Origin of the sequence: Pseudonocardia sp. Ae505_Ps2, assembly GCF_001932425.1 — a bacterium.
Taxonomy (GTDB): domain Bacteria; phylum Actinomycetota; class Actinomycetes; order Mycobacteriales; family Pseudonocardiaceae; genus Pseudonocardia.
In genome coordinates this window covers 2,337,037-2,357,082 of sequence record NZ_MCIP01000001.1, presented here as the reverse complement: position 1 = coordinate 2,357,082, position 20,046 = coordinate 2,337,037, and the positions used below count along the sequence as shown (strand labels likewise).

Annotated in this window: 14 protein-coding genes; 6 read left to right on the top strand and 8 right to left on the bottom strand. The window is 75.3% G+C overall.

The window, feature by feature from the left end:
* The first annotated feature begins 171 nt into the window (after nucleotides 1-171).
* Complete coding sequence (locus Ae505Ps2_RS11255) at nucleotides 172-864, top strand: 50S ribosomal protein L25/general stress protein Ctc (protein ID WP_020623871.1); 693 nt, start codon at nucleotides 172-174, stop codon at nucleotides 862-864.
* Nucleotides 861-1,454 (top strand): aminoacyl-tRNA hydrolase, encoded by a 594-nt coding sequence (pth, locus tag Ae505Ps2_RS11250; RefSeq protein ID WP_020623872.1) that lies wholly within the window; start codon nucleotides 861-863, stop codon nucleotides 1,452-1,454. Before Ae505Ps2_RS11255 ends, pth begins: the two co-directional genes overlap by 4 nt.
* 57 nt (nucleotides 1,455-1,511) lie before the next feature.
* On the opposite strand, the gene Ae505Ps2_RS11245 is transcribed toward pth, so the two are convergent.
* Entirely contained in the window at nucleotides 1,512-3,194 is a 1,683-nt protein-coding gene (locus Ae505Ps2_RS11245) for a fatty acyl-AMP ligase (RefSeq protein ID WP_075332970.1), read from the bottom strand.
* A gap of 89 nt (nucleotides 3,195-3,283) precedes the next feature.
* Here Ae505Ps2_RS11245 and Ae505Ps2_RS11240 point away from each other — a divergent pair, with 89 nt between their 5' ends.
* A complete protein-coding gene (locus tag Ae505Ps2_RS11240) occupies nucleotides 3,284-4,651 on the top strand; it encodes a dipeptidase (protein ID WP_075553605.1) in 1,368 nt (455 codons plus the stop codon).
* 18 nt (nucleotides 4,652-4,669) lie between these two features.
* Here the strand turns inward: Ae505Ps2_RS11240 and Ae505Ps2_RS31130 are convergent, their stop codons facing one another.
* Nucleotides 4,670-6,706 carry an MmgE/PrpD family protein gene (locus Ae505Ps2_RS31130; RefSeq protein WP_075308369.1) on the bottom strand — a complete coding sequence of 679 codons (2,037 nt, stop codon included), beginning with the start codon at nucleotides 6,704-6,706 and terminating at the stop codon, nucleotides 4,670-4,672.
* A 41-nt stretch (nucleotides 6,707-6,747) separates the two neighbouring features.
* Complete coding sequence (locus Ae505Ps2_RS11230) at nucleotides 6,748-8,310, bottom strand: DASS family sodium-coupled anion symporter (protein WP_075308371.1); 1,563 nt, start codon at nucleotides 8,308-8,310, stop codon at nucleotides 6,748-6,750.
* 105 nt (nucleotides 8,311-8,415) lie between these two features.
* Here Ae505Ps2_RS11230 and Ae505Ps2_RS11225 point away from each other — a divergent pair, with 105 nt between their 5' ends.
* Genes Ae505Ps2_RS11225 through Ae505Ps2_RS11215 form a run of 3 tightly spaced genes read left to right on the top strand, consistent with a single transcriptional unit; the run spans nucleotide 8,416 to nucleotide 13,222 of the window.
* Nucleotides 8,416-9,219, top strand: a complete 804-nt coding sequence (locus Ae505Ps2_RS11225; RefSeq protein ID WP_075332968.1) for an IclR family transcriptional regulator — start codon at nucleotides 8,416-8,418, stop codon at nucleotides 9,217-9,219.
* A gap of 46 nt (nucleotides 9,220-9,265) precedes the next feature.
* Complete coding sequence (locus tag Ae505Ps2_RS11220; protein ID WP_020626945.1) at nucleotides 9,266-10,090, top strand: LLM class F420-dependent oxidoreductase; 825 nt, start codon at nucleotides 9,266-9,268, stop codon at nucleotides 10,088-10,090.
* A 48-nt stretch (nucleotides 10,091-10,138) separates the two neighbouring features.
* Nucleotides 10,139-13,222 (top strand): BTAD domain-containing putative transcriptional regulator, encoded by a 3,084-nt coding sequence (locus tag Ae505Ps2_RS11215; RefSeq protein ID WP_075312394.1) that lies wholly within the window; start codon nucleotides 10,139-10,141, stop codon nucleotides 13,220-13,222.
* A gap of 4 nt (nucleotides 13,223-13,226) precedes the next feature.
* Here the strand turns inward: Ae505Ps2_RS11215 and Ae505Ps2_RS11210 are convergent, their stop codons facing one another.
* From Ae505Ps2_RS11210 to Ae505Ps2_RS11190, 5 genes are all read right to left on the bottom strand, one after another.
* Nucleotides 13,227-14,054: an ABC transporter permease gene (locus Ae505Ps2_RS11210; RefSeq protein WP_020623369.1), complete on the bottom strand. Its 828-nt coding sequence runs from the start codon at nucleotides 14,052-14,054 to the stop codon at nucleotides 13,227-13,229.
* A complete protein-coding gene (locus Ae505Ps2_RS11205) occupies nucleotides 14,051-15,010 on the bottom strand; it encodes a daunorubicin resistance protein DrrA family ABC transporter ATP-binding protein (protein WP_020623370.1) in 960 nt (319 codons plus the stop codon). The genes Ae505Ps2_RS11210 and Ae505Ps2_RS11205 overlap by 4 nt, the downstream gene beginning before the upstream one ends.
* A gap of 337 nt (nucleotides 15,011-15,347) precedes the next feature.
* Nucleotides 15,348-17,150, bottom strand: coding sequence for an ABC-F family ATP-binding cassette domain-containing protein (locus Ae505Ps2_RS11200; RefSeq protein WP_075308375.1), 1,803 nt, complete (start codon nucleotides 17,148-17,150; stop codon nucleotides 15,348-15,350).
* Between the two features lie 23 nt (nucleotides 17,151-17,173).
* Nucleotides 17,174-18,163 (bottom strand): 4-(cytidine 5'-diphospho)-2-C-methyl-D-erythritol kinase, encoded by a 990-nt coding sequence (locus Ae505Ps2_RS11195; RefSeq protein ID WP_075553604.1) that lies wholly within the window; start codon nucleotides 18,161-18,163, stop codon nucleotides 17,174-17,176.
* 357 nt (nucleotides 18,164-18,520) lie between these two features.
* The gene (locus Ae505Ps2_RS11190) at nucleotides 18,521-20,044 is read right to left on the bottom strand and encodes a DHA2 family efflux MFS transporter permease subunit (protein WP_233147413.1); all 1,524 of its coding nucleotides are present in this window, start codon (nucleotides 20,042-20,044) and stop codon (nucleotides 18,521-18,523) included.
* Between the last annotated feature and the right edge of the window lie 2 nt (nucleotides 20,045-20,046).

The window sequence follows — 20,046 nt, the reverse complement described above, 5'->3', positions numbered from 1 at the left end:
TCGTCGCGGGGGGGCTGACCCCGGGACGCCCACGGGCCTGGCGTACTCTTCTCGGCATCTCCGCGGCGAGGGCGGGTGCACCTAGACCCGCCGTGATCGACGTGGGCCGATCCCGGTCGGCTCCTCGCCGCGCGCACCTGTCGCAGAACGTCTTTCGAGGAGCAAGCAGCCGTGGCCCAGACCCGCATTCCCGCCGAGACCCGGACCGAGTTCGGCAAGGGCGCCGCCCGTCGCACCCGTCGTGCCGGCAAGATCCCCGCCGTCCTCTACGGCCACGGGACCGACCCCGTCCACCTGTCGCTGCCGTCGCTGCAGTTCGCCGCGGTCGTCCGCGAGCAGGGCCGCAACGCGGTGCTGGAGCTCGACGTCGACGGTGCGCAGCCGCAGCTCGCGCTGACCAAGACCGTGGTCGTGCACCCGCTGCGCCCCTACATCGAGCACGTCGACCTGCTCGTCATCAAGCGTGGCGAGAAGGTCGAGGTCGAGCTCGACGTCGTCGTCACCGGCGAGGCCGCCCCCGGCTCGCTGGTCACCCAGGACCTCAACACCGTCCTGGTCGAGGCCGACGTGCTGAACATCCCGGAGAACATCGAGATCTCCGTGGAGGACGCCGAGATCGGCACCCAGTACTTCGCCAAGGACCTGAAGCTCCCCGGCGGCGTCGAGCTGCGCACCGACGAGGAGTACCTCGTCGTGCAGGTCGTCGCGGCCCCGACCGAGGAGGACCTCGAGGCCGAGGTCGACACCGAGGGTGCCGGCGTGGTCGAGGAGCCGTCCGACGAGGAGCAGGCCGCCGAGGGCGAGAGCGACTCCGCCGAGGGCTCCGCGGACTCCGAGGGCGACTCCGAGTCCTCCGACAAGTGAGCCCCGTGCCGGGGCCGGCCCTCGTCGTCGGACTCGGGAACCCGGGTCCGGAGTACGAGGGCACCCGGCACAACGTCGGTACCCGCGTCGCCGCGCTGCTGGCGACGCGGGCCGGCGCCGGCCGGTTCTCCGCGCACAAGCGGTCGAACGCCGACATCGCGCAGGGCCGGCTGGCCGGTCGCCCGGTGACCGTGGCCGTCCCGCGGACGTACATGAACCTCTCCGGGGGCCCGGTCGCCGGGCTGGTGCAGTACTTCTCGATCCCGCCGACCGAGGTGATCGTCGTCCACGACGAGCTGGACCTCGACTTCGGCGTGATCCGCCTCAAGCGCGGCGGCGGCGAGGGCGGGCACAACGGCCTGCGCTCGATCAGCAAGGCGCTCGGCACGAAGGACTACCTGCGCGTGCGGTTCGGCATCGGTCGCCCACCGGGTCGTCAGGACCCGGCGGACTACGTGCTCAAGCGGTTCTCCGGTGTGGAGAACAAGGAGCTCGACCTCGGTCTGGACCTCGCCGCGGACGCCGCCGAGGCCCTGCTGTCCGAGGGCCTGGAGCCGGCGCAGAACCGGTTCCACCCGCTGTCGGGCTGAGCCCGTCCTCCACGAGAGCCTCGGTCCCGCTGGGACCGGGGCTCTCGTGCGTCCGGGTCAGCGGCGGGCGGTGAGCAGGTCCGCCGTCGCGGCGCGGCGGAGCTTCCCGGACGGGGTCTTGGGCAGGCTTCCCGGAGCCAGGACCGCGACCTCGGCGGGTCGCACCCCCACCGCGGAGACGACACGGCGGATCACGTCGTCGCGGATCCTGCGCACGGTGTCGGCATCGGTGTCCCCACGGGCCTCGACGGCGACGGCGAACGACTCCCGGTGCCGCCCCTGCCCCGCGGCCATCCGGACCGCGACGACGTTGCCCGCGCGCACGCCCTCGGCCGCACCGGCGGCCCGTTCGATGTCGGTCGGGTAGATGTTGCGCCCACCCATGATGATCACGTCCTTGGTGCGGCCGCACACGACGACGGCGCCCTCGGGTGTCAGGTAGCCCTCGTCACCGGTGTCGAACCAGCCGTCCCGGTCCTGGGTGGGCACCGGGCCGTCGACGGTGAGGTAGCCGGGCGTCACGGCGTCGCCGCGCAGGTGCATCACCCCGACCTCCCGGGGTCCCAGCACGCGACCACCGCTGCCGACGACCTTCACCTCGATCCCGGGCAGCGGCGGTCCGAGCTCGGGGAACTCCCGCACCGGACCGGCGCCCGCGGGCTCGGCACGCCGGTGCGACTCCAGCGACTCGGCGTCGACCCGGTCGACCGTCAGTCCGGTGTGGACGGGCGCGAAGGACACCCCGAGCGCGGTCTCGGCCATCCCGTAGGCGCACAGCACCGACTCCGGCCGGAGTCCGAAGCGGGCGCCGGCGTCGGTGAACGCCGCCACCGCGGCCGGGTCGACCGGCTCGGCGCCGTTGAGGGCGATGCGCAACGTGGACAGGTCGAGCGCGCCGTCGTCGACCCGGGCGAGCTGGCGGGCCAGCACGGCGTAGGCGAAGTTCGGGGCCGCGGTGACGGTGCCGCGGTAGGACGAGATCAGCTCGGCCCACAGTCGCGGGCGACCCAGGAAGTCCGCGGGTGTGACGGTGACCAGGTCCAGCCCGACCGTCATCGGGACGGTCAGGAACCCGACCATGCCCATGTCGTGGAACAGCGGCAGCCACGACACCATCCGGTCGGTCGCGACGTCCAGCGCCGACGCGGTCACCATCGCCCCGATGTTGGCGTGCAGGTTCGCATGGGTGATCCGCACGGCCTTCGGGGCCGCGGTGGAACCGCTCGTGAGCTGCAGCAACGCGGTGTCGCCCTCGTCGGCGACGGCGGCGTCCGCGACGAACGCGGTCGGGTCGCCGGTCAACGAGTCGAGCATCCGGAACGGGATGCCGCGCTCGGTCAGGACCGGGGCGAGGGCGTCGAAGGGCGGGCCGAGCAGCACCATCGCGGCGTCGATCATCGTCAGCGTGGCGACGGTGTCGGCGGCCCACTCGGCCAGGTCGGTGCGCGGGGTCGGCTGGTGCAGCATCGTCACGCTGCCGCCGCACAGCCACACCGCCTGCGCGGCCGGGGCGATCGCCGCGGGCTCCCCCGCCAGCACCCCGACCGCGCCGCCGAACGGGAGGGCCGGGCCACCGTCGTCGCCGGGGCGTCGCAGGGCGTCCGCGATCCCGCGGGCCGTCCCGTGCACCTCCGCCCAGGAACGCCGCACGGGTTCGCGCGGCTCCCCCGTCGTCATCCCGCGGGCGGACCCGTCGGGACCGGTCGCGGACTCCAGCAACGTCGCCAGGAATCGGGACATGCGCCCGAATGTAGCGACGAACCGCCCGTGCGTGGCGGCACGATCGGCGACCGGTGCGGCCCCGCCGGGCCCGCGTAGCATCCGAACGCATGGCCGAGCCGCAGACCGACCCCGCTCCCGCAGCGCTCTCCGCTGCCGTCGACGCCGTCCTGCCGGGCGCGCGCACGGATCTCGAGGCGCTGGTCCGCATCCCGAGCATCTGGGCCGACCCGGCACACGCCGAGGACACCCGGCGCTCGGCGGACGCGGTCGCCGCGCTGGCCCGCGACGCCGGTGCCGCCTCGGTCGAGATCCTGTCCGCCGACGGCGGGGCCCCGGCCGTCGTCGCGCACTGGCCCGCGCCCGAGGGCGCGCCCACGGTGATGCTCTACGCCCACCACGACGTCCAGCCCACCGGCGGCGACGACGAGTGGACCAGCCCGCCGTTCACCCCGACCGAGCGCGACGGCCGGCTCTACGGTCGCGGCGACGCCGACGACAAGGCCGGCGTGATGACCCACCTCGCCGTGCTGCGCGCCTACGACGGGAAGCCCCCGGTCGGGGTCGTGCTGTTCATCGAGGGCGAGGAGGAGTCCGGCTCCCCCACCCTGACCGCGCTGCTCGCCGAGCACCACGAGAAGCTCGCGGCCGACGTCATCGTGATCGCCGACGCCGCGAACCCGGCCGTCGACGTCCCCGCGCTGACCACGAGCCTGCGCGGCCTGGTCGACGTCGTCGTCGAGGTCTCGATGCTGGAACGACCGGTGCACTCCGGGGTCTACGGCGGCCCGATCGGCGACGCGCTCACCGCGCTGTGCCGCACCCTGGCCACCCTGCACGACGACAAGGGCGAGGTCGCCGTCCCCGGCCTGGTGCGCGGCAGCTCCGACGCCCCCGAGCCGGACGAGGCCACCTACCGTTCCGACGCCGGCCTGCTCGACGGTGTCGAGCTGCTCGGCACCGGGTCGATCCCGGACCGGGTCAACCACGCCCCCGCCGTCGCGGTGCTGGGGATCGACGCGCCGAAGGTCGCCGAGGCCTCCAACGTGCTGCTCCCCCGGGCCCGGGCGATGGTCAGCATGCGGCTGGCCCCCGGCCAGGACGCCCGCGAGGCACAGCAGGCCCTCGCCGGGCACCTGGAGCGCAACGTGCCGTGGGGCGCGCACGTGTCGGTGACCCCGGGCGGCGGGGTCGCGGAGCCGTTCAGCCTGTCCTCGACCGGTGAGGTCTACGACCACGCCCGCGCCGCGTTCTCGGCCGCCTACGGCAACGACGCGGTCGAGACCGGCATCGGCGGGTCCATCCCGTTCATCGCCGAGTTCGCCAGGACGTTCCCGGGCGCGGCGGTGCTGGTCACCGGCGTCGGGGACCCGGCCAGCCGCTGGCACGGGATCGACGAGAGCCTGCACCTGGGCATGTTCGGGCGCGGGGTGCTGGCCGAGGCACTGCTGCTGGCGCGGCTGGGCGGGCGCGGCTGAGAGCCGCGCCCGGACCCGTCACAGCGGGGCCGCGACCGGCGACGCCGCCTCCTCCAGCGCCGCCGACGCGGTCGCCGCGGTCGACTCCCACCGCCCCGCGTCCCCGGCGCCCAGCAGGGCGAGCACGCCGCGCCTGCCGTGCAACGGCTGCGCCGGGCCGGTGACCCCGGCCGCGGCCAGTCGGGCCGCGGCGACGCCGTCGACCACCGCGTCGGCCTGGGACCGTGCGTGCAGCGCGTCGCCCCCGGCATCGCCCGCCACCCCGGTGACCTGGGTGGCGGACAGCCCGAGGGCGTGCAACACCACCCGGGGCGACGAGCCTGCCGCGACGGCGGCGGCCAGCGCCGCGGCCACCCGGACGACCGCGCGGGAGGGCACCTCCAGCACCCGCGCCAGGTCGAGGGCGACGCCGGCCCCGGCGACGGCGGGTGCCACCGCGTCGGTGCCGTCCCCGCAGGCCAGGGCGGCGGCAACCGCCGCGGTGACCGCCGGGTCGTGCTCGCTCCCCAGCGCACGCGCGACCACCAGGGCCCGGCGACGCGGGTCGGCCTCGTGCTCGGTGTCGTCCAGGGCGGACCGTCCCCGGTCGGCCAGGTGACCCAGCAGCTCCGCGGCCCGCGGGCCGGGCCGGACCGCGCGCTCCGCGACGAGCTGCGCCAGCGCCGGGTCGGCCCCGACGACCGGGACCACGGACTCCGGTGCCCGGCGGGGCAGCTCCCGGTCGGGCGTGGTCGCGGCCAGCAGCGCGGGCACCCAGCCGGGGCCGGTGGCCCCGCACGCCCGCTCCAGCTCCGCGGCGCGCCCGGGCAGAACCGGCTCGACCAGCGCGCGGGCCTTCGTCGCCAGGTCGTCGTCGGTCATCGGGCGGGCCAGGCTCCCCCGGACGTGCTCGACGTCGTGGTGGCGCCATGCGTCCCCGATCCGGATCCGCAGGCGGGCGGCGTCGCGGGCGCAGTCGTCGACGGCGTCGAAGCGGACCAGCGAGCGGAGCCGGACGGCCTCGTCGCTGCGCACCAGGTCGTCGTCGTAGGCGGGGAGGCCGACCTGCCCGAGGAGGAGACCGGCCGCGATGCCGTGCGCGGTCGAGAAGCGAGCCTGCAGCCCGTCGGCGGGGTCGGGGTTGCCGGTGAGCTCGGGGACGAGCGGGTGGCAGACGAGCTCGATCTCCTCGATCACGCGGGTGTCACCGCCCGGGAGCCCGGCGTGCAGCGCCTCGGCGGCCTCGATCGCCGGGTGGGTCACGATGCCGCAGGGGTAGGGCTTGAAGGTGTTCGCGCACAGCTCCCACCGGATGCCGAGGTCGTCGAGGAGCTCGCCGGGCCGGAACACCCCGGCGGCGAGCCGGGTCGCGAGTCCCGCCGGGCCGGTGAGGACGTCACCCGGCCACGGTGCGTCGTCGAGGGCGGCCTGCACCGCACGCAGCCCGACGACGGCCGCCTGCCCGGGGTGGAACGGCTTGGTCATCGACCCGAAGCCCTCCCGGTTGCCGACGGGGCCGCCCGCCGCGAGCGCCACCGCGACGGCGAGGCGGTCCGCGTCGAGCCCCCGCAGCAGGCCCGCCGTGACCGCGGCGCCGACCGGGCCGCAGGTGCCGGTGATGTGCCAGCCGGCGTCGTAGTGCTCGGGCGAGATCGCGTTGCCCAGCCGCAGCTGCGCCTCGACGCCCCAGGCGACGGCGGTGAGCACCTCGTCGGCGTCGCCGGCTGCCGGCCCGTCCTGCAGGGCGACCAGCGTCGCCAGCTCGACGGCGCCGGGGTGGATCACGGTGCGCAGGTGGGTGTCGTCGAAGTCGTCGAGGTGCGCGGCGAGCCCGGTGGCCAGGGCGGCGTCGAGCGGGTGCAGCCGCTCGGGACGGCCGGGGACGACCGCGTCGCCGCCCGGCGCCATCGCGGTGGACGCCGCGACGACCGCGTTCACGGCCGGGGCGCCGGCCGCGCCGACGGCGGTGGCGGCGACGTTGGCGATGGTGCGCCGGGCGGCGGCGAGCACCTCGTCCGGCAGCGGACCGGTCCGGTCGAGGATCCGCCGGACGAGGGTCTGCAGGGGGTGGGACACGGTTCTCTCCTGGGTCGTGGGGTGCGGGGTGGGGCGGCCGGTCACAGTCCGACCAGCGGGGCCATGAGCAGGACTCCGACGACGAGCACCGCCACGCCGACGACGTCGAAGACGACGCCGCTGCGGATCATCTTCGTGAGGGGGACGAGGCCGGAGCCGTAGACGATGGCGTTGGGCGGGGTCGAGACCGGGAGCATGAACCCGTACCCGGCCGCCGCGGTCGCGACGAGCCCGGGGATCAGCGGGTCGACACCGATGGCGACCGCGATCGGGACCACGATCGGCACGACGATCCCGGCGCTCGCGGTGTTGCTGGTCGTCTCGGACACGAGCAGGGCCATGACGGCCGCCAGCACCGTCACCGCCACCAGCGACGACACCCCGAGCCCGGTGGCGATGCCGTCGCCGAAGGTCCGCGCGAGGCCGGTCTCCGAGGACATCGACCCGAGCACGGTGCCGGCGCCGAAGAGCAGGATCACGCCCCAGTCGATCTTCACCGCCTCGGCCCAGGTGAGCGTCGGGACGAGGCCACCACCGTTCGCGGACCGCGCCGGCAGGAGGAACAGCAGGGTGGCCGCGAAGACGGCCGCGACCCCCTCGGTCACGTGCTCGGTGAGCCAGAGCACGGGCGCGGTGTCCTCGCCGATCACGGCCCCGAGGACACCCGGGGTGGTCCAGAGCACGACGGCGACACCGAACGCGACGACGGTGTTCTTCTCCCCGCGGGTCACACCGCCCAGCGACGCCCGCTGCTCGGCGACGAACTCGGCGGCGCCCTCCAGCCGGGTGACCTCGGGCCGGTTGAGCAGGAGCAGCAGCACGGCCAGCACCACGAACATGACCAGCACGATGGGCAGGAACATCGTCACCCACTCGACGAAGCCGATGGTGCGGCCGGTCTGCGACTCGATCAGGTCGCGGCCGATCAGCTGGTGCGGCGCACCCACCGGCGTGATGAGACCCCCGATCGACGCCCCGTAGGCGATCATCAGCATCACCGACGTCGCCCAGCGCGAGCGCGACAGGTCCGGGCCGCCCTCGCGGGTGCTGACCGTGCTCACCGAGCGGACGATGCCGATCCCGATCGGCAGCAGCATCGCCACCGTCGCGGTGTTGGACACGAACGCCGAGATCGCCGCCGCCAGCACGCCGAACGCGATCATGGTCCGCACCGGGGACCCGGCGATGCCCGGGACCGAGAGCGCACGGAGGGCGATCCGGCGGTCGAGCCCGTGCACGCTCATCGCCCGGGCGATCACGAAGCCGCCCAGGAACACGAAGATCGTGTCGGTCCCGAAGGCCCCGAGCACGGTCTCCTCGTCGGCGACGCCGAGGAAGACGCACAGCAGGACCGCGAAGACCGCCGTCACCGCCAGCGGCAGCGCCTCGGTGACCCACCAGACCATGACCAGCACGAACACCGCCGCGAGTGCCCGCTGGGGCCAGACGAGCCCGTCCGCGAGCAGGAGGACCGCGAGGAACCCGAGCGGCCCGACGGGCAGCCCGATCCGGGCGCGCACGGTGTCGAAACGGCTGGTCCCGGTCGACCGGTCCGCCTCGGGTGCCTCCGCCGCATCGGCGCGAGGCCCTGACTGCACTGCCATAGTGCCCAGCTTCCGGAACGATGTCTCGTAATACGGGCACCGTAGACGACGGGTGGGCGCCCGGGCAACGGTCGGTCCTGCGGGACGTCGTTAAGCTCCGGCCCCGTGGAGGCACGACGCGACGACGCCGGGGAGCAGGCCACCGGGGGCGGGGTCCAGTCGATCGACCGGGCCGTCGCGATCCTGTCCGTCTTCTCCCGTGCCCGGCCGATCGCCGGGATCACCGAGATCGCCCGGCTCACGGGACTGACCCGGGGCACGACCCACCGCCTGGTGAGCGCGCTCGCCAGCCACGGCTTCATGGCCCAGGCGCCGGGGTCGACCGCCTACTCCCTCGGCCCGCGGCTGCTCGGACTCGGCGAGGTCGCCCGCGAGCAGCTGTCGCTGGAGTCACAGGCCGTCCCGATCATGACGAGGCTCCGCGACCGGACCGGGGAGACCGTCGGGCTGCACGTGCTCGACGCCGAGCCCAGCCGCCGGACCATCGCCCAGGTGGAGTCCCAGCAACCGCTGCGCCGCATCTACACCGACCTCGGTGCTCCGCGGCCCCCGCACGAGGGCGCGCCCGGCAAGGCGCTGCTCGCCCACGTCGACCCCGGCCGGCTCGCCGCGGCCCGCGGCCGGCTCGCCGGGGACCCGTCCGCGCAGGAACGGCTGGACCGGCAGATCGAGCAGGTGCGCCACGACGGCTACGCGATCTCGCTGGAGGAGCGCGTCCCCGGGGTCGTGGCCGTGGCCGTGCCGGTCTTCGACCACACCGGGGCGGTCGCCGCGCTGTCGGTGTCGGTGCCGGCCGTGCGGGCCGGGCGCGACGAGCTCGTCGGGTTCGTCCCGATGCTCCGCGAGGCGTCCGACGAGCTCTCCGCCCGGCTCGGCGGGAGCGGTCCATCGGCCGCGTCGTCGGGCTGAGGGGCGCGCCCCGCGTGCGGGCCGCGCCGGGCGGGTACCCGCGGTCATGAAGTTCGGCATCGCCACGTTCGTGACCGACGAGGGCATCCGCCCCGGACCGCTGGGCCGTGCGCTGGAGGAGCGCGGCTTCGACTCGGTGTTCCTCGCCGAGCACTCGCACATCCCCACCAGCCGCGAGTCCCCCTACCCCGGCGGCGGTGACCTGCCGCGGGTCTACTACCGCACGCTCGACCCGTTCGTCGCGCTCACCGCGATGGCCGGGACGACCACCGACCTGCTCCTCGGGACCGGCATCGCGCTGCTGCCCCAGCGCGACGTCATCCACACCGCCAAGCAGACCGCGAGCCTGGACCTGGTGTCGGGCGGGCGGCTGCTGTTCGGCGTCGGGGCCGGGTGGAACCGCGAGGAGATGCGCAACCACGGCGTCGACCCCCGGGTCCGCGGGCCGCTCATGACCGAGCAGCTCCACGCGCTGCGGGCACTGTGGACCGAGGACGAGGCCGAGTTCCACGGCGAGCACGTCGACATCGCGCGCTCGTACTGCTGGCCGAAGCCGGTCCGGACCCCGCCGATCTACCTGGGCGGCGAGAGCGAGGCCGCGCTGAACCGGCTCGCCGAGGTCGGCGACGCCTGGCTGCCGCGCTCCCACACCTCCGTCGACGAGATCCGCCGGGTCCGCGCCGACCTGGCCGAGCGTGGCAAGCCGGACGTGCCGACGACGGTGTTCGGCGGGAAGCCCGACCCCGACGTCGTCGCCGGGTACGCCGAGGCGGGCGTCGAGCGGGTCACCTTCCTGCTCCCGACCCTGCCGGAGTCCGAGACCCTCACGAAGCTCGACGAACTGGCGCAGGTGGTCCGGCGGTCGAGCTGACCCGATCGGCGGAGACCCGGTCGCCGTCGCGGGGCAGAATGGCCGGTGATGTCGATCCGGCTGCTCGGCCCCGTCTCCGTCACCGACGCCGGCGGGCGTGATCTGCTGCCCGCCGGCGCCCGGGTACGGGGTCTGCTCGCCCGGCTCGCGCTCGACGCCGGGCACCCCGTCGACACCGCGACGCTGGTCGACGCGCTGTGGGGCGACGACCCACCGTCGACGGCGAACGCGCTCCAGTCACTGGCGACCCGGCTGCGCCGCGCGATCGGCGCCGAGCGGGTGCGGACCGCGACCGGCGGCTACCTGCTCGCCGTCGACCCGGACGAGGTCGACGCGCTGCGGTTCGCCGCGCTCCGCCGGGCCGCGGCGGCCGAACCCGACGACGGCCGCGCCGGCGCCCTGCTCACCGAGGCCCTGGGCCTGTGGCACGGTCCGCCGCTGGGCGGGCTGAACGGGCTCGCGTTCACCGGGCCGGCCGCCACCCGGCTCGCAGACGCCCGCGCGGGCGCCGCCGAGGAGCTGGCCGCCCGCGGGCTCGCGGCAGGGACCCCCACCGCGGGTCTGGACGCGCTGACCGCGGTCCTCGCCGAGCAGCCGCTGCGGGAGACCACCGCCGTCGCGCTCGCCCGCGGGCTGCACGGGTCCGGGCGGCGGGCCGACGCGCTGGCCGTGCTGGACCGGACCCGGGCCGCGCTGGCCGAGGAGCTCGGCGTCGACCCGGGCCCGGAGCTGCTGCGGACCCGCACCGAGCTGCTGCGCGACGACCCGCCCGCCACCGCGATCCCCGTACGGCGACCGGCTCCCCCGCCGGACCGGCCCCGGCCGGTGGCGCTCACCTCGTTCGTCGGCCGCGAGACGGACCTGGCCCGGGTACGGTCGCTGCTCGGCTCGGCGCGGCTGGTCACCGTGGTCGGGCCGGGCGGGGCCGGGAAGACCCGCCTGTCGCAGGAGGCCGTCCGCGACGTCGGCCCGGCCGTCGCCGTGGTCGAGCTGGCCGCGCTGACCGGCGGTGACCAGGTCGTTCCGGCCGCGCTGCACGCCGTCGGCGGGCCGGAGCTGTCGGTCGCGGACCGGGACGGGCCGGACGCCCTGGCGCGGTTGGTGTCCGCGCTGACCGGTCGCGAGCTGGTGCTGCTGCTGGACAACTGCGAGCACCTGGTCGACGACGTCGCGGGCCTGGTCCACGAGCTGCTCGCCCGGCTTCCCGGGCTGCGGGTGCTGACGACCAGCCGGGAGCCCCTCGGCGTACCGGGCGAGGTCCTGCACCCGCTCGGGTCGCTGGATCCGGCGCAGGCGACGCGGCTGTTCGCCGAGCGCGCCGTCGCCGTCCGGCCGGACTTCGACCCGGCCGACCACGCCCCGGCCGTCGCCGAGATCTGCCGTCGTCTCGACGGTCAGCCGCTGCCCATCGAGCTCGCGGCGGCCCGGGTGCGCAGCATGAGCCCGGCCGAGATCGCCGACCGGCTCGCCGACCGCTTCCGGTTGCTGGTCTCCGGTGCCCGGACCGTGCTGCCCCGCCACCAGACGCTGCGGGCGGTCGTCGACTGGAGCTGGGACCTGCTCTCCCCCGCCGAGCGTGCGCTCGCGACCCGGTTCGGGGTGTTCGCCGGCCCGGTCGACGCCGCCACCGTCGAGGCCGTCTGCGGCGACGACGCGTTCGACCTGCTCCCGGCGCTGGTGGAGAAGTCGCTGGTCGTCCCCGTGGACGGGGCGGAGGACGGTGCGACCCGCTACCGGATGCTGGAGACGATCCGCGAGTACGCGGCCGCGCGGCTGGCCGACGCGCCGGACCACGACGCCGTGACCGCGGCGCACGCCGACCACCTGCTCGCGGTGCTGGAGCCCGGGGAGCCGCGGCTGCGCGGCGGTGACCAGCTCGACCAGCTCGCCGTCGTGCGGCGGGTGGAGGGCGAGGCCGTCCGCGCGCTGGACCGCGCCGTCGACGCCGGCGACGGCCCCCGGGCGCACCGGTTGTTCGCGGCCCTGGCCTGGAGCTGGATGGTCCGCGGCGACCTCGGCTCGCTGAAGCCCTGGTCCGACCGGGTCGCGACGGTCCCGGCGGCAGCGCCGGCCGCCGCGGTCGCGGTCACCCGCACGATCCGCGCGATGGTCCACATCGGGTTCGGCGACGATCAGGGTGCCGCCCAGGCGGAGCTGGACGCCGTCGTCGCGCTGTGGCCGGAGCTGCCCGAACCACGGCACCCGGTGGTCGAGCTCGCCCCGCCCACCGGGCTGCTGTTCGGCGAGGGGGACCGCTCCGCACTCGCGGCCATCGCCGACGGCGACGGCGACACCTGGCTGCGGGCGGCGGCGTCGCAGATCATCGCCGCGCACGCCGAGAACGCCGGCGACCTCGGGGTGCAGCGAGTCCGGCTGCGGGCCGCACGCGACCTGTTCGCCCGGGCCGGGGACCGCTTCGGGCTCGGGATGACGACGTTCGCACTCGGCGAGCTGGAGGACTACGCCGGGGACACCGATGCCGCTCGCCGGGCCTGGTCCGCGGCGGTGGCGCTGTCCGCGGAGCTCGGCAACGCCGACGACGTCCCGCAGTTCAACCTGCAGCTGGCCCGGCTCGCCGCCCGCCGCGGCGACGAGATCGTGGCCCGCGAGCACCTGCGCCTGGCCTTCGCCCAGGACATCCCCGACGACCTCCGGGCGAGCTTCGCCCTGCGGTGGGGACGGGCCGAGGTCGAGCTGCGGCTCGGGAACCCGGACGGGGCCCTGGAGCTGCTCCGCGAGTGCGACGTGCCGGTCCTGCCCGGTCCCGGACGGTTCCAGCGGGAGGCCGCGACCCACACGCTCATCGCGTCGGCACTGATGGCCCTCGGCCGCCCGGACGAGGCCCGCGAGCGGCTGGAGCATGCCGGGAAGGCCGCCGTCGCCGCCGACGACGGGCCGGTCCTCGGCGTGGTCGCCGAGACCTCCGCCCGGTGGGCCCTGGACGCGGGGGACGCGGAGCGGGCCGGTGAGCTGCTCGGCGTCGCCCTGGCCCGCCGTGGGGCGCTGCACCTGGGGCTGCCCGAGGTCGTCGCGACGCTGGAGGGGGTCCGCGCGCGGCTGGGCCCGGCCGCGGCCGACGCTGCGGTCGACCGTGGCCGGGCCTGGAGCCGGGACGCGCCCCCGGTGCCGTGAGCGCTCAGGTGCGGCGCCGGTAGAGCGCCACGGCCAGCGGCGCGAAGACCACGACCAGGCCCGCGGAGGTCAGCAGCGACACCGTCGCCGCGCCTCCCGCCGGCGCGCCGTCGAGCAGGGCTCGCACGGCGTCCGCGGTCCGCGAGACCGGGTTGACCGCGACGAAGCCCTGCAGCCAGCCGGGCATCGTCTGCGTCGGGACGAACACCGAGCTGGCGAAGGTCAGCGGCAGCATGATCAGCGCGGACAGCCCCTGCACCGAGCGGGGCTGCTTCACGACCATCGCGAGTGCGGTGAACACCCAGCAGAGGCCGAACGCGAACGCGACGACCAGCCCGAACGCGGCGAGAATCCCGAGCGGACCCGCCGGGGTGCGGTAGCCGAGCGCGAACCCGAACGCCAGCATGATCACCCCCGAGGTCAGGTAGCGGACGAGGTCCGCGCCGATCGCGCCGACCAGTGGGGCGGCGCGGGAGATCGGCAGGCTGCGGAAACGGTCGAAGATCCCGGTCTTGAGGTCCTCGGCCAATCCCACGCCGGTGCCCGCGGAGGCGAACACCACCGTCTGGAGCAGCACACCGGGCAGGGCGTAGTGCAGGTACTCCGTGCTGTTGCCGGCGATCGCGCCGCCGAAGACGTAGACGAACAGCAGCAGGAAGATCACCGGCTGCAGGGTGACGTCGATCAGTGCCTCCGGCGAGTGGATCGTCTTCACGATCCCGCGGCGGGCCAGCGACAGCCCGTGCCTCAGCGTCGAGGGCAGCAGCGGGGCCGAGGTGGACGCCCGGCCGGAGCTCGGGGTGGTGGGCGGGGTGTCGAGGGTGGCGGTCATCGGGGGCCTCCGGAGGTGGTCTCGGCCGCGTGGCCGGTGAGGGAGAGGAAGACGTCGTCGAGGCTGGGGAGCCGCAGGCCGATCTCGGCGACGGCGACGCCCTCGGCGACCAGCCGGTCCTCGGTGCGGCGCAGCGCGCCGTGGTCGGCAACGGCCGCGGTGACCTCCCCGGACGGCTCGACCGTCGGCTCGGCGCCGGTCTCCTGGGCGACGACGGCGGCGACCAGCGGCACCTCGCGTGGCAGCTCGGCGCGGACGTGCAGGCGCCGGCCGCCGGCCCGGGACTTCAGCTGGGCGGCCGTGCCGGAGGCGATGACCCGCCCCTGGTCCAGGACGACGAGGTCGTGCGCGAGCTGGTCGGCCTCCTCCAGGTACTGGGTGGTGAGCAGGACGGTGACACCGTCCTCGGCGAGTCGCCGCACGGCGTCCCAGACCTCGTTGCGGTGCAGCGGGTCCAGCCCGGTGGTGGGCTCGTCGAGGAACAGCACCTCGGGGCGTCCGACGAGGCTCGCTGCCAGGTCGAGCCGGCGGCGCATGCCGCCGGAGTAGGTGCCAGCGCGGCGCCCGGCGGCGTCGGTGAGCCCGAAGCGGTCGATCAGCTCGGCGGCGCGGGCCCGGGCGGCCGACCGTGGCAGGTCGAGCAGCCTGCCGATCAGGTAGAGGTTGTCGCGGCCGGTCAGGGCCTCGTCGACGGCGGCGTACTGGCCGGTGAGGCCGATCAGGGAGCGGACCCCGGCGGCGTCGCCGACGACGTCGCGGCCGAGCACCGCGGCCCGGCCGGCCGACGGCGGGAGCAGCGTGGCCAGCATGCGGACGGTCGTCGTCTTGCCGGAGCCGTTGGGGCCGAGCAGGCCCAGGACCTGTCCGCGCCCGGCGGAGAAGGAGATCCCGTCGACGGCGCGGACCTCACCGAAGGTCCGGACCAGGCCGTCGACCTCGATTGCGGGAGTGTTCATGCCGCCGAGCGTGCGCCCGGGCGCTGACACGGCCCTGGCACGGCGCTGGCACGGCTGTGGCACCGCGTCGGCGGCAGAGAGGCGGCGGCAGAGAACCGTGGCATCGCGGCGACGGCCGCGGACCCTGGGCTGCGGGTGGTGTCGGCACGGGCCCGGTCCCGTCGCCACCCCCCGACCGTGGCGACGGAACCGGCCCGTCCATCCCCCCGCGCCTCCGGCGAGGCTCCCCAGCCCGCCGTGACGCGAGTACGACGGTATCGGCGCGCCAGGGGCCGCGGATCGGTCGAACTACCGATCTCTTACCCGGGGTCTCTCCTACCAGGGTAGGAGAGACCCCTCACCCCTCGGCGCGCTCGGCGGCCTCGAGCCACTCCAGCTCGACGCTCTCGCGCTCGGCGACGACGGCCTTCAGCTCCCGGTCCAGCTCCATCAGCCGGCCGGGCTCGGTCGCGGCCTCGGCGAGCTTGGCGTGCAGCTTCTCCTCCTGCGCGGTGAGCTGCCCCATCCGCCGCTCCAGGCGCTGGGCGTCCTTGCGGGCGGCCCGCTGTTCCGCGGCGCTCGCCTTCGGCCCGGCCGCCTGCGCGACGGGCGCTCCCGCCGGCACCGGCGCGGTCGGTGCGGCCCCGGCCGGCCCACGGCCCATGGCGGCGCGGCGGGTCAGGTACTCGCCGATCCCGCCGGGCAGGTGGGTGAGGCGGCCGTCGCCGAACAGGGCGACGACCTGGTCACAGACACGCTCGGTGAGGTACCGGTCGTGGCTGACGACCACCAGAGTGCCCGGCCAGCCGTCGAGGAGGTCCTCCAGCCCGGCGAGGGTGTCGACGTCGAGGTCGTTGGTGGGCTCGTCGAGCAGCAGGACGTTGGGCTCGTCCATCAGCAGCCGGGTCAGCTGCAGCCGCCGGCGCTCGCCACCGGACAGGCGTCCGACCGGGGTCCACTGGCGGGCCGCGGGGAAGCCGAGCCGCTCCAGCACCTGCGACGCGGTCATCTCCTGCTTGCCGAACCGCACGTACTTGGCGACGGCCTCGGTGGCCTCCAGCACGCGCATCTCGGCGGGCAGGTCGACGAGCTCCTGGGACAGCTGCGCCATCTTCACGGTGCTGCCCTGGATGCGCCTGCCCGAGTCGAGCGCGCGTTCCCCGGACAGTGCGCGCAGCAGCGTCGTCTTGCCGGAGCCGTTGATCCCGACGATGCCGACCCGGTCGCCCGGGCCGAGCCGCCAGGTCACGCCGTCGAGCAGGGTGCGCCCGGCGACGGAGACGGTCACGTCCTCCAGCTCCAGCACGGTGCGGCCGAGCCGGTTCGTCGCGAACGCCATCAGCTCGACGGTGTCGCGCGGCGCGGGCACGTCGGCGATCAGGGCCTCGGCGGCCTCGATCCGGTACCGGGGCTTCGACGTCCGGGCGGGCGGGCCGCGGCGCAGCCAGGCCAGCTCCTTGCGGGCCAGGTTGCGGCGGCGCTGCTCGGCGGCGTCGGCCTGCCTGCCGCGCTCGGCGCGGGCGTAGACCCAGTCGGCGTAGCCACCGGTGTAGGACTCGACCCGGCCGTTCGCGACCTCCCAGGTGCGGGTGCAGACGGTGTCGAGGAACCAGCGGTCGTGGGTGACGACGACGAGTGCGATCCGCCGCGACGTCAGGTGCGTCGCGAGCCAGCCGATGCCCTCGACGTCGAGGTGGTTGGTCGGCTCGTCGAGGACGACGAGGTCGAGCTCCCCGATCAGCGCCGCGGCGAGCGCGACCCGGCGCTTCTCGCCACCGGACAGGCCGTCGGTGGGCCGCTCGATGTCGGAGATGGCGAGCCCGTCGAGGACGTCGCGGACCCGGGCGTCGGCGGCCCACTCGTGGTCGGCGCCGTACTCGGCGAGGACGATGTCACGCACCGTCGACCCGGCGGGGGAGCGGTCGTGCTGCACCAGGTGCGCCATCCGCAGGCCGCCGAGGCGGCTGACCCGGCCGCCCTCGACCGGGCGGTCGCCGGTGATCACGTCGAGCAGGGTCGACTTCCCGCCGCCGTTGAGGCCGACGACGCCGATCCGGTCGCCGCGCTCGACGCCGAGCGAGACGCCGTCGAGCAGGACGCGGGAGGCGTCACCGGGCACGTGTGCGGTGACGTTCTCCAGGTTGAGCAGGTTCTCGGGCAACTACGTCTCCACCGTCGGGAAGGTCAGGCACGGACCGGGGGCCATGAGCCGGAGCTCGAGGGGCCGCCGCGGTCGGGGGGGTGGTCGCCGCCCGTCTCCGAGGTGTCGACGATGCGGGCGCCGCCGGCCGGGCCGTGGGCGACCCGCACCGTGCGGCACACCCCCATGCCGGCGAGCTCGGTCGCCACCTCGACGGCGGAGTCGGCGTCGGCGCACAGGAACGCGCACGTCGGCCCGGAGCCGGACACCAGACCGGCGAGCGCTCCGGCGTTGACCCCGGCGCGCAGGGTGCGGCGCAGGTCCGGGGCCATCGAGACGGCGGCGACCTGCAGGTCGTTGCCCAGGTTCAGCGCGAGCCGGCGCGGGTCACCCGAGGACAGTGCCTCCAGGACGGGCTCGACCGGCCGCTCGGTGATCGGGCCGTCGCCGCGCAGCCGGTCCAGCTCGGCGAACACCGCCGGGGTGGACAGCCCACCGCGGGCCAGCGCGATCACCCAGTGCAGCCGGTGCCGGGCGAGCACCGGGATGATCTTCTCGCCACGGCCGGTGCCGAGCGCGGTGCCGCCGTGCAGACCGAACGTGACGTCCGATCCGAGCTCGGCGGCCAGCTCGGAGAGATCGTCGCGGCCCAGCTCCAGCCGCCACAGCGACGACAGCGCGACGAGCGTGCCCGCAGCGTCGGCGGAGCCGCCCGCCATCCCGCCCGCGACCGGGATGCCCTTGCGCAGGGTCACCCGCACGTCCGGGGCGCGCCCGGCCCGCTCCGCGAGCAGCTCGACCGCCCGCCAGGCCAGGTTGGTGGCGTCCAGCGGCACCTCGGCCACGCCGTCGCCGTGCACCTCCAACGCGGGCTCCTGCGCCGGCTCGACCGAGATCTCGTCGAACAGGCTGACGGTGTGGAAGACCGTCACCAGGTCGTGGAAGCCGTCCGGCCGCACCCCGCCCACGGCGAGGTGCAGGTTGATCTTCGCGGGAACCCGGACGGTGACCGGTCGCGGCACGGCGGACAGCACTGCTCAACCCTACGGGCAGCACGGGACGGACCGCCGCCGCCCGGCGCTCGGGGTGGCCGGGCTCACCGGTTCCGGGCGACGCGCCCCCGACCCGGCGGCAGGGGCGGGCCGGCCCGCCACGAGCACCCCTTTCCGGCGAACTCGCTTACCCGGTAAGCGAACTCGGAGGACCGGCACCCGCGACGACCGGGAGGCCGGCCACCGCCGCCCCACCTGACGCCGCCGACACCGACACCGCCTCTCGTGCGAACTCGCTTACCGGGTAAGCGAATCCGTACGACCGGCACCCGGTAGGACCGACGCCCGGCCCACGCCGACGCCCGTTCCCGGCGAGTGGCACGACGGTGCTGCCTGCGCCTACCGGGTGAGGGAGTCCTCCGAGACAGCACGCTCCGCGGCGGCGGCGCGGCGCTCGGACAGGTGGCGCGGCGTCGCGAAGCAGGCGACGGCCACGACACCGATGACCAGCACGGCCGCGGGCAGCAGCATCGACTGGGCCATCGCCGTCGCGAAGGGATCGCGCAGCGCCTCGGGCAGAGGCCCGCCGGCCGCGGCGACCTCCGGGGAACCGCCGGTCGTCGACGCGCCCGGGACGAGCGCGGCGATCCGCGACTCCATGAGCACCGCGATGCCCGCGCTGCCGAGCACCGCGCCGACCTGACGGGTCGTGTTGTAGACGCCCGACCCGGATCCGGCCTGGTCCATCGGCAGGTTGCGGGTGGCGCTGGTGGAGATCGGCGCCCAGACGCAGGAGTTGGAGATCCCGAGCAGGGTGAGCGGCAGCAGCAGCTGCCAGACCGGGGTGTCCGGGCCCATCACCCCCGCCAGCCAGACCAGCGCGATGACGAACGTCGACATCCCGAATCCGCCGATCAGCCGCGGGTGGACACGGTCGGTCAACCGCCCGGTGTACGGGGCGAGTGCGCCGGAGAAGATCGCCAGCGGTGCGAGCAGCAGTGCCGCCTCGGTGGGGCTGAAGCCGCGCACGCTCTGCGCGTAGATCATCAGCGGGAAGCCCTGCGCGGTGATCGCGAAGCCGACGGTGCAGATCGCGATGTTGGCCAGCGAGAAGTTCCGGTCTCGGAACAGACGCAGCGTGACCAGCGGCTCGCTGGTGGTGACCCGCTGCCACCACACGAACGCGACCAGCACGACGACCCCGCTGCCGATCAGCGCCCAGATGCCGACGCTCCAGCCGAACTTCTGCCCCTCCTGGATTCCGAAGACCAGCAGGAACATGCCCACGGCGGACAACACCACGCCGACCACGTCGAACCGGCGGCGCGAGGTCTCGAGCGAGGGGACCAGCCGCCAGGCGGCGACGAAGGCGATCACCCCGACCGGCACGTTCACGAAGAAGATCCACTCCCAGCCGAGGCCGCCGACGAGGAGCCCGCCGACGATCGGCCCGGTGAGGGTCGCGACGCCGGCGACGGCGCCCCACAGGCTCATCGCGCGTCCGCGCTGGGCCGCCGGGAAGGTCCGGGTGATGACGGCCATGGTCTGCGGCGTCATCATCGCGGCGCCGAGACCCTGGGCGATCCGCGCGACGATCAGGGCGCCGACGGTCGACGTGAGCCCGCACCACAGCGAGGCCAGGGTGAACACCGCGAGCCCGCAGAGATAGACGCGCTTGGGCCCGAACCGGTCCCCCAGCCGGCCGGTGACCAGCAGCGGGACGACATAGGCGAGCAGGTAGGCGCTGGTCACCCAGACCACGGAGTTGACGTCGGCGTCCAGCGACGTCAGCAGCGCGGGCGTCGCGACGGTGACGATCGTGGCGTCGACCAGGATCATGAAGAACCCGATCACCAGGGCCCACAACGCGGGCCACGGGCTCGTCCCGTCGGCGCTGACCACCTGTTCCCTCGACCGTGTCACCA

Coding starts and splice junctions, on each gene's coding strand:
- Ae505Ps2_RS11210 (WP_020623369.1), bottom strand. CDS start 14,054: ATGACCGCCACCCTCGACACCCCGCCCACCACCCCGAGCTCCGGCCGG.
- Ae505Ps2_RS11215 (WP_075312394.1), top strand. CDS start 10,139: ATGTCGATCCGGCTGCTCGGCCCCGTCTCCGTCACCGACGCCGGCGGG.
- Ae505Ps2_RS11245 (WP_075332970.1), bottom strand. CDS start 3,194: ATGTCCCGATTCCTGGCGACGTTGCTGGAGTCCGCGACCGGTCCCGAC.
- Ae505Ps2_RS11205 (WP_020623370.1), bottom strand. CDS start 15,010: ATGAACACTCCCGCAATCGAGGTCGACGGCCTGGTCCGGACCTTCGGT.
- Ae505Ps2_RS11230 (WP_075308371.1), bottom strand. CDS start 8,310: ATGGCAGTGCAGTCAGGGCCTCGCGCCGATGCGGCGGAGGCACCCGAG.
- Ae505Ps2_RS11240 (WP_075553605.1), top strand. CDS start 3,284: ATGGCCGAGCCGCAGACCGACCCCGCTCCCGCAGCGCTCTCCGCTGCC.
- Ae505Ps2_RS11220 (WP_020626945.1), top strand. CDS start 9,266: ATGAAGTTCGGCATCGCCACGTTCGTGACCGACGAGGGCATCCGCCCC.